4 protein-coding genes are annotated in these 14,031 nt (G+C 46.8%); all 4 read left to right on the forward strand.

Features of this window, described 5'->3' with window-relative positions:
• Nucleotides 1–158: 158 nt before the first annotated feature.
• Genes L3V31_RS04465 through L3V31_RS04480 form a run of 4 tightly spaced genes read left to right on the forward strand, consistent with a single transcriptional unit; the run spans nucleotide 159 to nucleotide 13,262 of the window.
• Nucleotides 159–8,732 (forward strand): BapA/Bap/LapF family large adhesin, encoded by an 8,574-nt coding sequence (locus L3V31_RS04465; protein WP_237314917.1) that lies wholly within the window; start codon nucleotides 159–161, stop codon nucleotides 8,730–8,732.
• The gene (locus tag L3V31_RS04470) at nucleotides 8,719–9,996 is read left to right on the forward strand and encodes a TolC family protein (protein WP_237314918.1); all 1,278 of its coding nucleotides are present in this window, start codon (nucleotides 8,719–8,721) and stop codon (nucleotides 9,994–9,996) included. The genes L3V31_RS04465 and L3V31_RS04470 overlap by 14 nt, the downstream gene beginning before the upstream one ends.
• A 3-nt stretch (nucleotides 9,997–9,999) precedes the next feature.
• Entirely contained in the window at nucleotides 10,000–12,126 is a 2,127-nt protein-coding gene (locus L3V31_RS04475) for a type I secretion system permease/ATPase (RefSeq protein WP_237314919.1), read from the forward strand.
• Nucleotides 12,105–13,262: an HlyD family efflux transporter periplasmic adaptor subunit gene (locus tag L3V31_RS04480; protein WP_237314920.1), complete on the forward strand. Its 1,158-nt coding sequence runs from the start codon at nucleotides 12,105–12,107 to the stop codon at nucleotides 13,260–13,262. The genes L3V31_RS04475 and L3V31_RS04480 overlap by 22 nt, the downstream gene beginning before the upstream one ends.
• The last annotated feature ends 769 nt before the right edge of the window (nucleotides 13,263–14,031 follow it).

The raw sequence follows: 14,031 nt of genomic DNA on the forward strand, positions 1-14,031 counted from the left end.
TGTTTTGCTCAATAGAGCGTAGACATAATCAAACGTAGTCCATTGTTTTCTGCCCATCGATAGGAAGGTGGGTGCGTTCTAAATGCACGACTAAAAATTGAATAATAGGTTCGTGCTCAAATTATTACACTAATCGATAAGTTGGTAGGTAATGTGTTATGGACAATCAGTACGAAATTATTGCTCGCGATGGCGATCAGGTTATAGAGCGTTATGATATCACTAGCGGCGGCAGTAGCACTTCTATTGGGGCTCAAAACGATGTTCTTTATGAAGTCGTAGAGCCATCTACAGGAGTTGCACCCCAACAAGTTATGTTTAAACGTGTCGACGATACGTTAGAAATACGTTTGGGTGGGACGACCGCCAACTCACCCGCAGATGTAGTAATTGAAGACTATTTTCAATTAGATAACCCACCACAATTTATCGGATTAGCAGAAGATGGGCAGTACTACTATTTTGTCCCTCAATCCGGATTGACGGAAGATTTTCTTGAGAGTCTAGACGATGAGGATGTGACTTTTCAAAGCTTGGGCTACGACACTGTAGAAGAACAAACGATTTGGTGGCCGATGGTACTCGGTGGTGTTGCCTTAGCTGGGCTTGGGGCATTGGCACTTGGCGGTGGTGGAGGCAGTGGCGGTAGCGACAATGATGATGTATTGCCTGACTCTGGTGGCACTCAATCTCCTAATGTTGACATTTACGACTTAGAAACTAACGATAGTACGCCTGCCTTAAATGGCACGGTTGATGACGCTACGGCTTCGGTTGTTGTTACGATTAATGGTGTGGATTACCCAGCTGTCAACAATGGTGATGGCACTTGGACTTTAGAGGATAATACCGTATCGGAACTCGCTGAAGGAGAATACGTTGTAACGGTAACGGCAACGGATTCTGCCGGAAACAGCGACACAGCATCAGGTACCGTGATTATTGATCTAACAGCGCCTGATGCTCCAACGATTAATCCTAGCGATGGTAGTGAGTTAAGCGGCAGTGCCGAGCCTGGTAGCGAAATTCAAATAGATGTCGATGGTGATGGGAATACCGACTACACGACAGTCACTGATGAGACAGGATCGTGGTCTATTACGTTAGATCCAGCGTTAGATGATGGGACGGAGGTTAGCGTCACCGCGACTGATAACGCTGGCAATGATAGTGACCCTAGCGTGTCGACAATTGATGCGCAGGCGCCGAATGTACTCATCAACGATGTGCTGACCAATGACCCAACACCAGCGTTAACCGGTACTGTGGATGATCCTACAGCCACGATTATTGTAAGCCTAGGTGGCGAGCAATACACCGCGACGAATAACGGTGATGGCACTTGGATTCTGGCTGATAACACGTTACCAGAATTGGCCGATGGTTCTTATTCGGTTGCTGTTGAAGCTACGGATGAAGCTGGAAATCAAAGCCGTGCAGACGGTCAGCTCGAAGTGGACAGTACCGCCCCTGATGCTCCTCAGATAAATGATACTAATGGTAGTGAACTTACGGGCAACGCTGAGCCAGGAAGTCGTATTGATGTTGATGTCAATGGTGATGGTACAACGGATTATACGACGACCACAGATGGTAATGGGCAGTGGAGTATCACGCCAGATACCCCTTTGGCAGATGGTACGGAGGTTACTGCAACAGCGACAGACGGTGCTGGAAATGCTAGTGATCCTAGCTTAGCTGTCGTGGACAGTTCTGCTGCTAATGTATCTGTTTATAACCTTATTACGAATGACCCGACACCTGAGCTGAGTGGCTTGGTTGATATTGCGGATGCGACCGTTGTCGTTAACGTGAATGGTATTGATTACGTCGTTACAAACCAGGGTGATGGCACTTGGACTTTGGTTGACAATACCTTACCTGAACTGGTCGACGGAACATATAATGTATCCGTGACCGCGACAACGCCTACAGGAGTCGTTAGTCTTGGCTCAGGAACCGTTGTCATTGATACCACTCCTCCTGCTAGTCCTTTGATCGACGCAAGTGATGGCACTGAAATCACGGGTACGGCTGAAGCAGGAAGCGAGATTCAAGTGGATGTCGATGGTGACGGTACTCCGGATTACACCACAGTAGCCGATGAAAACGGTGACTGGAGCATTACACCCGATGCGCCTTTAGCCGATGGTACCGTTATAACTGCAACGGCAACCGATGATGCAGGTAATGTGAGTGACCCTTCATCCGCTGAAGTGGATGCACGTGCGCCAGTGGTATCCATTAACGATGCTCTTACTAACGATGCGACACCAGAGCTAACAGGTTTGGTCGATGATCCGACGGCAAGTATCACTGTTACGGTTGATGGGAATGATTACACCACGACAAACAACGGCGATGGTACATGGACGCTAGCAGACGACACCTTGCCAGAGCTAACTGACAACAGCTACACGGTGAAAGTGACCGCCACAGATGAGGCCGGTAACCAAAGCACCGCCACGGGTACGTTGGTCGTTGATACTGTTGCACCTGACGCTCCGATCATCAACGCTGGTAATGGAGAAGAAATTAGTGGTACTGCTGAAGCGAATAGTGTCGTCAATATTGATGTCAATGGTGACGGAACGCCAGATTATGCGACCACAGCGGATGAAAATGGCAATTGGAGTGTAACACCCGATAGTCCGTTGCTGGATGGCACAGAAATCGATGCGACGGCAACGGATCAGGCAGGCAATACAAGTGAGTCTGCAAGCAGTACGACCAATGCAGCCGCTGCTACTGTTACGGTTACTAGTGATGTGACCAATGATTCGACCCCTCCACTGGCTGGAACGATTGATGACCCGTCAGCAACCGTCGTGGTCAATGTGAACGGTATCGACTATCCAGCGGTAAATAACGGTGATGGTACTTGGACAATCTCAGACGACACGCTGCCCTCTTTAGTAGACGGTAGCTATTCAGTAGTCGTGACAGCAACAACAGACTTAGGGGCAATTAGTACCGCTAACGGCACATTAACCATTGACGCAACTGCGCCAGCGGTTACGGTTAATGATGTTGCCAGCAATGACACCACACCGGCCTTAACCGGAACCGTGGATGACAATACAGCAAGTGTTACTGTCAATGTGAATGGCACGGATTACCTGGCGACGAACAACGGCGATGGTACATGGACACTAGCAGACGACACCTTGCCACCTCTAAATGAGAACAGCTACACGGTGACAGTGACCGCCACAGACGAGGCGGGTAACCAAGGTACCGCCACGGGTACGTTGGTCGTGGATACAACCGCGCCAAGCGCCGGCGATGGCTTTAACTCAATCATGTTTAACGATGGTGGCGATGAGCTATTAAGTCAGGATGAAGCGGTTTCGGTCTCTTTATCTGGTGAAGTTGAAGATGGGGCGATTATAAACTCCATTACCATTAGTGACGGCACTACCGACATCTCAATTCCAGCAGCCAATATTTCCATCGTCGGTGGTGTAGTGACAGTGAGCGATCTTGATTTATCCGGCCTGAATGATGGTTTACTTACTGTGACGATGGAAGTGACTGATGAGGCAGGAAACACGGGCACGGTTACGGATACCACAACTCTGGATGCAACACCGCCAGTGGTGTCAGTTGATGAAGTTCTTACCAATGATGCAACACCAGCATTAACTGGCACGGTAGATGACACGGCGGCGAGTGTTACTGTCAATGTAAATGGCACGGATTACCCAGCGACAAACAACGGCGATGGTACCTGGACGCTAGCAGACGACACTTTGCCAGCTCTAACTGAGAACAGCTATACGGTGACAGTGACCGCCACAGACGAGGCGGGCAACCAAAGCACCTCAACCGGCACGCTAGTGGTGGACACAACAGCGCCAGTGGTCACGGTCGATGATGCCCTTACCAATGATGCGACACCGGCGTTAACGGGGTCGGTGGATGATCCGGCGGCGAATGTTATCGTCACGGTGAATGGCACGGATTACCCCGCAACGAACAATGGCGATGGCACTTGGACACTAGCGGATGATACTTTGCCTGCACTGGCTGACAACAGCTATCCGGTGACGGTCACAGCCACAGACGAGGCGGGTAACCAAGGCACCGCCACGAGTACGTTGGTCGTTGATACTGTCGCACCGGACGCTCCGGTCATAAACGCTGGTAATGGAACGGAAATCAGCGGAACGGCAGAAGCAAATAGTGAGGTCAACATTGACGTCGATGGTGATGGAACGCCAGATTATACGACCACAGCGGATGAAAATGGCAATTGGGCTGTAACGCCAGATAGTCCGTTGGCGGATGGAACTGAAGTCAAGGCGACGGCAACCGATCAGGCAGGCAATACAAGTGAGCCTGCAAGCAGCACAACCAATGCAGCCGCTGCTACTGTTACGGTTAATAGTGCAGTGACTAATGATTCGACCCCTCCACTGTCTGGAACGATTGATGACTCGGCAGCAACCGTTGTTGTCAATGTGAATGGTACCGACTATACGGCTATAAATAACGGTGATGGCACGTGGTCAATTGGGGACAACGTAGTAACTGAACTGGCAGAAGGCAATTACCCGATTTTGGTGACAGCTACCACTCTTACAGGCGCAGAGAGTACCGCGAGTGGCAGTTTAACCATTGATACCACCGCGCCAGCCGTGACGGTGGATGATGTCACCACCAATGACACAACACCAGCCTTAACCGGAACCGTGGATGACAATACAGCAAGTGTTAGTGTCAATGTGAATGGCACGGATTACCCAGCGACGAACAACGGCGATGGTACCTGGACACTAGCAGACGACACCTTGCCACCTCTAACTGAGAACAGTTACACGGTGACAGTGAACGCCACAGACGAGGCGGGTAACCAAGACACAGCCACGGGTACATTGGTCATTGACACTGGTGCGCCAAGCAATGGCGATGGTTTAAATTCAATCACGTTTAACGATGGTGGTGATGAACTATTAAATGCGGATGAATCAGCTTCGGTCTCTTTGTCTGGCACAGTCGAAACCGGGGCAACGATAAACTCCATTATCATAAGTGATGGAACGACCGACATCTCTGTACCTGCGGCGAACATTTCCGTAGATGGTGCAGGTGTGGTTACGGTGAGCAGCCTTAACTTATCTAGTCTGAATGATGGTTTACTCACAGTGACGATGGAAGTTACTGATCAGGCAGGAAACACGGGCACGGTTACGGATACCACAACTCTGGATACGTCAATCGACGGCGTGGCAAGTGAACCAATAGTCAGTTTTGATGGCATCACAACTGACTCCGGTACGGATGGTGACTTTATCACTAGCGACACCACGCTAATATTGAACGGTACGGTGAACACCAGTGAAACCACACAGTTGACTGTAGGTGTGTCGGGCACCGTATACACTCAAGGTGTTAGTCCAGAACTAAACGTTGATGCCAGCGGTAACTGGACGCTTGACCTAACAGGCTCGGCTCTAAGTGCAGGTACATACACGGTTGTGGCCACTGTCACGGATGCTGCCGGAAACAGTGAAAGCAGTGCTCCACAAAATGTTCTTATTCAGGCGCTTGATGCGATAGCTGATAATGGTTCACTGGATTTGGGTGAACCAACTGTGACAGTAGGAGCACCTCAAACCACCCAAGATGTCCAAGTCATCGGTGTGGCAGAAAGTACCGGAGGCGCGGATGCAAGCTCCGCGTTTAGTGTATCTGCTGATCATGTTGGTGAAGTCACGGTTGAAGTCTCGCAAAAAAGCTTAGTCGCGGTCGCCGATGCATACAAAGTTGAGGTGTACAACGCCAGCAATGAACTGGTGTACGCAAGTGTCAGTGCTAATTCTCAGTTGGCTGATGTTGGTGGCCTCAATATCTTTAATGTGACTGGTGATGAAACCATCTCATTTTCTGTGGATGGTCTACCTGCTGGAGACTATACGGTTGTTGTTCGCAATGATGAGAGTCAGTTGGAAGACTTGCTCGATAGTGATGGCAGCAATGATGTTAACCTAACAGAACTTGGTGATGCGGGCGTCGTTCTAGGGCCAGACAATCAGGACTCAGTATTAAATACGGTTGAAGGTACATTGGGTGTGGTTTTAGGTCCCGCAGTCAGAGGCATTCTAGAAACTGCCTTGGACACCACCACCGAAATTGGTGCGGGCGAACTCGTAGACATTTTAACTCAAGGTTTGACTGATCTCGGTCTGTTAACGGACCTTGATATTGTGTTGAGTGCCGTTGCTGATGCGCTGTTAAGTAACACGCTGACTGTTTTGCAAGATACCGACATTACGACAACCGTTACTGAGTATGTGTATGACGGTGTGACAGAAGCACAAGGCAATCTCATCACTGGTGATAGCGGTGGCGTAGGTGAAGACACTATCGTCGCTGGCTCCTTAATCACGGCGGTAGAGAATGCTACGGGTCAAAGTGCGGTCGTAAATGCTACGGGTATTACCACAATAGAAGGAAAATTTGGCACATTAGAAATTGAATCTGATGGAAGTTATCGCTATGTGGCAAACGGTGACAGAGCATCGATCGGACAAAATGATGTGTTTACTTATACTCTATCGGATGGTGAAACATCAGACACCGCGACTTTAACCATTTCCATCTCTGGTTCTGACTTTACAGCAGCCTCTGCTCAATCAGATTCAATAGATATGGCATTGGGAGCGCAAACCAGCCAAGTTAGCGAGCCAGTGACAGTCAGTGACATGCAAGTTGTAGGAGTGTTAGAAAGTGCGTCTAGTGAGCCTGTTGTTATGGCCAGTATGAGTACGGCAAGCACGAGCAGTATTACAAGCACTCCTATTGTTGTGGGCGATGGCTTCAATGGCGAAGTCGTCGTAGAAGTGAGCCAAGAGGCGCTATTGGCGGTTGCTGATGCTTATGTTGTGGAAATTGTTGATGCTCAAGGGCAAGTCGTAGGGCAAGCGGTGACAGAGGACAACCCTCTTGTCGGTGATGTTGCCGGGCTGACCGTTTTAGGCCTAACGGGTGATGATACACTTGTTGCTAACTTCTCAGGTCTGCCTGCTGGTGAATATACGGTTGTTGTTCGCAATGATGAAAGTGAGCTGGCAAATCTGTTTGATACGAGCGGCGACAGCAATATCTCTCTTACGGAATTAGGCGCAGGTGGCGTAGTACTAGGCGCTGAAAATCAAGATGCGCTGCTGGATGCAATTGAATCCGCGTTGAATGGCAGTGTCCTTGGTTCTGCAGGAGGATTGGACGTTGGGAGTGCAGTACGCACGTTCATTCTTGAACCATTGTTGGCCACCGTTGACAGTATTGGGGCAGGTGACTTAGTCGACACCTTAACGACAGGGTTGAATACTATTGGTTTAACCAGCGTTGTGGATGAGGTGTTGGATATAGTAGCAGACACGCTTCTAAGTAATACCCTAACATTACTACAGCAAACGGACGTGACGTCCACTCTGACTGAGTACCAGTTTGAAGGTAGTACTACCGTCAGTGGTAATGTGATCCAAGGTGGAGGCGCAGGGGAAGTAGCTGACTCGCTTGTTAACGGTGGTGTGGTAACGCAAGTAACCAATACTGATGGGGACATAGTTACGGTGCTTGGAAGCGGTACATCTGGTGTCACCCTGACTGGTAAATATGGAGACCTTACGGTTTATGAGAACGGTAGCTATACATATGTCGCTAATGGTGCACGTGCTGGCTTAGGTGACAGTGATAGTTTCACTTATACCATATCGGATGGATTCAGCAGCGACAGTGCCAATTTAACCTTTAATCTAACGGGGCAGGGTGCAGCGTCAGATACCGCAACCGCGGAACTCCACTACGACTACGTTTCTGTCGTAGTGCCTCCAGTGAATGATGCGTTAGATGTCAGTTGGCTAGTATCACTATTAGGTAGTATCGAGAGTGATACATACAATGTTGAGGTAGCAGCGAATACGACCCAGGATTTGTCATTCACCCTGAGCAACGTTGACTTACTGGCTCTTGGTAGCAGTGTTACGTTGACATTGTCGCAAGATGTAGATGGCACGATGACTGAGGTAGAAAGCTTCTCAGATGATGCATTATTAACGCTACTAAGTGGTAATAGTAACCAGGTGGTGTTTGATGGACTGACCGAGGGCAGCTATGAAGTGACATTAACGGTCGACGTACCTCTTGGAGTTGCAGGTTCAGTGAGTGCTGACTTAACACAGACAATAAGTTACCTGGATCAATATGCAGTGGATGAAGTCTCTATTGCTGAAGGGAATTTGTTCACCAATGATGTTCAATTCGGTACAGACTATACCCTGTCTATTTCTGACGACGGTGTAACTTTCCAAACCGTCACGACCAGCTCCACGTTGGTAGGGCAGTATGGGACTCTGAGCGTTGATGTGCAGGGTAAATACAGTTACACACCGGATAGTGACTTAGCCGTCTTTGGTGGGACTCTCAACGATACATTCAGTTATCGAGTGGAATACCCCGATGGAACGGTGGAGCAAACTGAGCTGGATGTCTTTATCACTGCAACGGGAGAGGGCGTTCCTGAGCCAGTCACGATGATGCAGGCAATGCTCTCCTATACGTCTGAAGATGATGTCGATCTTGCCTTCAGTGAGTCATCTGATGCTCAAACTGTGCCGTTGGCGAGTAGTGACTCAGACGGTGTCATGATCGAGGGAGTCATGTTCAGTGACGCCGGAACGATGACACAACCACTAACGATCGAAGATGAGAGTAATGTGGTTTATTAAATCTACTATCAGAACATCATTGGTATTGGTGGGTTTAGTCAGTAGTTGCAGTTGGTCGGCCTCTTCTGTAGAGGCCCCTTCTCTGCGGCTACTGGTTATTCAAGGTCTATCACTGAATCCGAGAGTTAGGGCGGTTGAGGCAGAGGTTGAACAAGCCGATAAGCGAGTTGATCTGAGTGAAGGTGGCTATTGGCCTACACTGGATGTTTCTGCAGGACCTGCCGATGGTGTAACTGGTGATCTCGCTTACAGCGCAAATGCCAGTTACACCCTTTACGATTGGGGGGCTCTGGATAGCGAAGTGGGTGGCATGAATGCCCGCGCGCGAGAAAAGATGCATTACTTAAGGCAGGTTAGAGCAGAGGTTGGGCTGGAAATCATTGAAGCGTACTTTGATAGCAAAATGGAAGCACAAAGAAAGACGCTGATTCTTGACCACCAAAGCCATCTAGAAAATATAGAGAAGATGGCCAATGTGCGCAGCGGTGGTGGATACAGTGATCGGTCTGAATTAAACCGAGTTCGTCAAGCACTCTATTACAGTGAACAGCAGTGGCAGCAAGCGTTAGGAGATCAAAACCAGGCAAAGTTACGTTTGGAACTGTTGGTCCAGCGACCTGTTAATAACCTGCCTACATTGCCCAATTTATCTCAAGTTCAAGCGAGCATATTGCCGAGAAAGGAAGAAGAATCGACACTGATCAAGCAATCTCCACAGTATATGCAAGCAGTTGAGAGAGTGGAGGTGGCTAAAAATGATGCCAACCAAGCTGAAGCTGAACAACTACCTAAACTTGTGCTCGATGCGTACTCTCAGCGTAGAAAGGTTGGAGGCGAGTTAGTGCAAGATTCTGCTATTGCGGTCAATATTCGAGCCAGTTTACAGCAAGGTCCCGCGAGCTTTGATTCGGATGACGTTGAACATTTACGTGCTGAAGCCGCGAAATGGGATGTTCAATTTACCCAACTCGATATGGCACGCAACATAGGGATGCAGCGCGAAGCGATTACGATGCTCTCAAAGCAAAAAGGCGCAACTATTAAACAGCTTGAAGCAGCTACGAATCTAGTGTCAGCGTATCAAGACCAATTCCGGGCGGGATTAACTACCGTTCAGGAGTTGTTGAACGCAGAGCGCGAACGTTTTGAGTTGGCTAATCAGTATTTGAATATTTCTATTGAGCTACTAAGAATCCCTTACCGAATTCGTTCTGAACTCGGTGTATTGGACTCCTATTTTGCTCAAGAAAGTCATGGGAGTTAAAGATTGAATCAGACACAGAGTAAAGACCCTCTAAGGGATGTGCTCATCAATTATTGTGCGCTGATTGGTAAACCGATTCGCTACAATGTGATTGGTGAGGGGCTACCATTAAAAGATGGCAAGTTTTCAAGCGATCTGATTACCAGAGCATTAGACAATCAGGGTATATCTGCTGTTATCTTCGAAAAGTCCCTAGAGAAGTTGGATAATAAGTACTTACCCGCTCTATTACTCACTGAAGATGATGAAGGTATTATTCTTCTTAATGTTAACGATGAGCAGTTCACCGTCTTTTGCCCTGTTACAGAAGGGCAAAAGGTTATCTCTCGTACTGAGATTGAAAGTCGATGGACGGGAGATGTCGTTGTCGCGAGCGTTGCATATAAATCCGATAACCGTGCGGAAGGGTATGCGGAACCTTATAAAAAACATTGGTTGAAGTCGCAACTTCTAAAATGTTGGCCAACATACGTCGACGTTGGTGTCTCTTCCTTATTCGCTAATATCCTGGCTATCGCAACTTCACTGTTTGCGCTACAAGTATACGATAGGGTTGTACCTAGTGATGCGTTCGATACTTTGTTTATATTGACGTCAGGGGTAGTCATTGCGATAGTTTTTGACTTTTTGCTGCGTATATTACGTGCTTACCTTTTGGATGTGACAGGTAAAAAGCTCGATCTTGAGCTTTCCTCTCGCTTGTTTTATCAAGTACTGCACATGCGCTTAAAAGCTAAACCGCAATCCGTCGGGGCATTTTCTAGTCAGTTAAAAGAGTTCGAAACAATTCGCGAGTTTTTTACCTCATCGACGGCAGCGACGATCAGTGATTTCCCTTTTATTTTCCTCTTCTTATTAGTGATTTGGTATCTCGGTGGCCCTGTGGTTTGGGTGCCGGTGATCGCTATCATACTTATGTTATTACCCAGCCTGCTTATGCAGGGCAAGTTAGCTCGGCTGTCGAGAGAAGGGTTGAAAGAAGGTGCTATTAAACATGGCCTTATGATTGAGGTGATAGAAAATCTTGAAACAGTCAAAGCGACTAACGCGACTTCACGTAACCTTTTTCTTTGGGAACTGCTGACGAAAAAACAAGCCGCCGACAGTATCGATCTAAAAAGTTTGTCGAACAAGCTCAGTTATGGCGCATCAATGGTTCAGCAGTTGGGGTTCATTTTCGTTGTCGTTGTTGGTGTTTATCAGATAAGTGCAAGCGAAATGACAATCGGGGCATTGATAGCCTGCACTATGCTCACGTCTCGTGCTATTGCACCAGTTAACCAAATTACTGGTGTGCTGGTACGCTGGCAACATGTAAAAGTCGCTCTCGAAGGACTTGATCAAATCATGCAGGCTCCTGTAGAGCGTCCTGCGGGACGTCAATTCGCTGAAAAATCGCAATTGAATGGGGATTATCAGTTAGAAAATGTGTGTCTAACGTATGGCGAGGAAGGGCAAAAAGCGCTCTCTATTGAAAAACTCAGCATCAAAGCTGGGAGTCACACTATTTTACTCGGTGGTAATGGTGCCGGAAAATCCAGTCTCTTACGCGTACTTGCCGGATTAGAAGATATTGATGGTGGTCAGCTGTTACTGGATGATATTTCCATGACCCAACTTGATCCCAGTGACCGTCAGCGAGATATTGGGTATCTGCCTCAAGACTCGGCACTTTTTTACGGTACCTTACGTGAAAACCTACTCATTAGTGGCGACACTCACTCTGATGAAGCCATCTTTGATGTGCTCGATAATATTGGTCTGGGAGCTGCCGTTCGAGCACATCCTTTAGGATTAGATATGCCTATTTTAGGCAACCGAAGCTTGTCTGGAGGGCAGCGTCAAGCCGTTGCATTAGCTCGTCTCATATTGCAAAACCCACGAATTGTTTTACTCGATGAACCTACCTCCGCGTTTGATCAGAGTAATGAAGAAAAGGTGATTCGATTTATGAGTACGTGGCTGAAAGGTAAAACATTGGTGATGTCTACACACAAGCGGAGCATGCTTAGCCTCGGCAACAGTGGGATTGTTTTAAAGAGCGGGAGCGTTGCGATGGAAGGCGATTTTGGCAAGATTTTAGGAAATCAGCAACCAAAGGTGAAAACATGGGTACGGCAAGCAAACTAACAGGAGACGAGCGTATTCTTTCTGCTCGGCCAGCGCTATGGTTATGTTCTTTTATCGTAGCCGTATTTATCATGTGGGCCGCTTTCTCAGAAATTGACGAAGTCACGAGAGGAGAAGGGAAGATCATTCCTTCTAGTCGACTACAGAAAATTCAGAGTTTGGAAGGGGGGATCGTACAGCAACTACTGGTGAAAGAAGGGCAGCTTGTCAGCGAAGGCGATATTCTAATCCACATGGATAAAACTCGTTTTCAGGCCGCATTTCGCGAGGGAGAGAGTCAAGTTTCATCGCTATTGGCATCCATTACCAGATTAGAAGCGGAAGTAAAAAAACAACCATCATTAATCTTTCCAGATCACGCTCGCATTGATGATAAGGATTTGGCTTTTGAGCAAGCGCTGTTTGAAGCCCGAAGAAATAGTAACAAAGAAAAGATTGCCGGATTAAAACGACGAGCAACGCTGGTAGAAGAACAATTGGCTATCTTGAGACCCATGGTGAAATCCGCGTCTGTCAGCAAAATGGAAGTATTGCGCCTAGAAAAAGAGTTAGAAGACCTCAAAGGCCAAGTCATAGAAGTGAATAACAGCTATATGCAAGACGCCTACACGGAATTAACACAGAAAAAAGCGGAGCTAAATGTACTTAATGAAGCCTTAGTTCAGAGGCAAGATCAGTTGTCACGTACTGAGATCGTTTCACCAGTAAAAGGCATGGTCAATGATATCGTTGTTACGACAAAAGGCGGTGTTGTTCAACCTGGAGAGCCGATAATGTATGTGCTGCCTATTGATGAGCAATTGTTAGTTGAAGCTAAAATTGCCCCAGAAGACATCGCATTTCTCGCTCCTGGAATGTCAGCAAAAGTAAAAGTTACTGCTTACGACTTTGCTATTTACGGAGACTTAGAAGGTGAGGTGGTGCAAATTAGCCCCGATACGATCGAAGAAGAAACCGCTCAAGGAAAAGCCTATTTCTATCAAATCCTCGTTAAAACAGAGACAAACTTTTTGGAAAAAGAGGGGATACAGTATCCAATTCGTCCAGGCATGATCGCTCAGGTCGATGTATTAGGAGGTAAGAAAACGGTTCTCAACTATTTACTCAATCCATTGCTAAAAGCGAAGTTAAATTAAGCTATGAAAAATTTCATGATAGTGATACCAGTTTAAACAATGGGCGAAAATTGGAACCAGGTATTCATTTTCTGAACCAAATGCTCCGTATCGTAATATATTCTATTACACTCTGTTATCAAGATTAAGTCGTATAAAAGAGGATGTTTTCTGAGCTAAGTTTCATCGCTTATCGCTTCAACATTGAACAAAGTAGTTAATTCTAGCGTTGAATTATCCCTAGTCAGCTCAAACACTTTCGTCGCGACTAAATTTTAAACTCTTGAGACCCAGTTAATATAGAGCACACTCACCTAACCTTATAGTTCTTGAAATAACTGAGTCGTATAGACTTGATAATAACATTGATGTCTTACTTCAAATTAAGCGGTTAGCTAAAATTGTCTTTAAAATATCAATAGATGACCTAGACTCCGGATTTAGCTCAATTACTTCAATCTATAAGTCAGCTCTTTATCCAATCAAATTGTATGTTTTATGAACGAGGGTCACTTTCAGGGTTATTATATACAACGACCAGAAAATATATCTAAGTGGTTAAAAAAATAGAAATGTTGCCTATAATTTCATCATCCTGGCTGGGGTAGTGATTAGTGATAAGTCATTAGTTTTTTAATAAGATGTTTTTACTCTTTCAATATAAATAATATTTTGTGCATCATGTCGACTCTACCCAAAATGTGATAAGTATCCCTAATAACTCTGCTTTATTAAGATTCTGCTACTGATGTTTTCTTGACTCCAGATGAGAAAGAAGACTACAACCACA

It is taken from the genome of Vibrio sp. J1-1 (assembly GCF_021728395.1).
Lineage (GTDB): Bacteria > Pseudomonadota > Gammaproteobacteria > Enterobacterales > Vibrionaceae > Vibrio.

Excerpts from the sequence above, each read along its gene's own strand:
- L3V31_RS04465 (WP_237314917.1), top strand. The coding sequence starts at position 159 with ATGGACAATCAGTACGAAATTATTGCTCGCGATGGCGATCAGGTTATA.
- L3V31_RS04470 (WP_237314918.1), top strand. The coding sequence starts at position 8,719 with ATGTGGTTTATTAAATCTACTATCAGAACATCATTGGTATTGGTGGGT.
- L3V31_RS04480 (WP_237314920.1), top strand. The coding sequence starts at position 12,105 with ATGGGTACGGCAAGCAAACTAACAGGAGACGAGCGTATTCTTTCTGCT.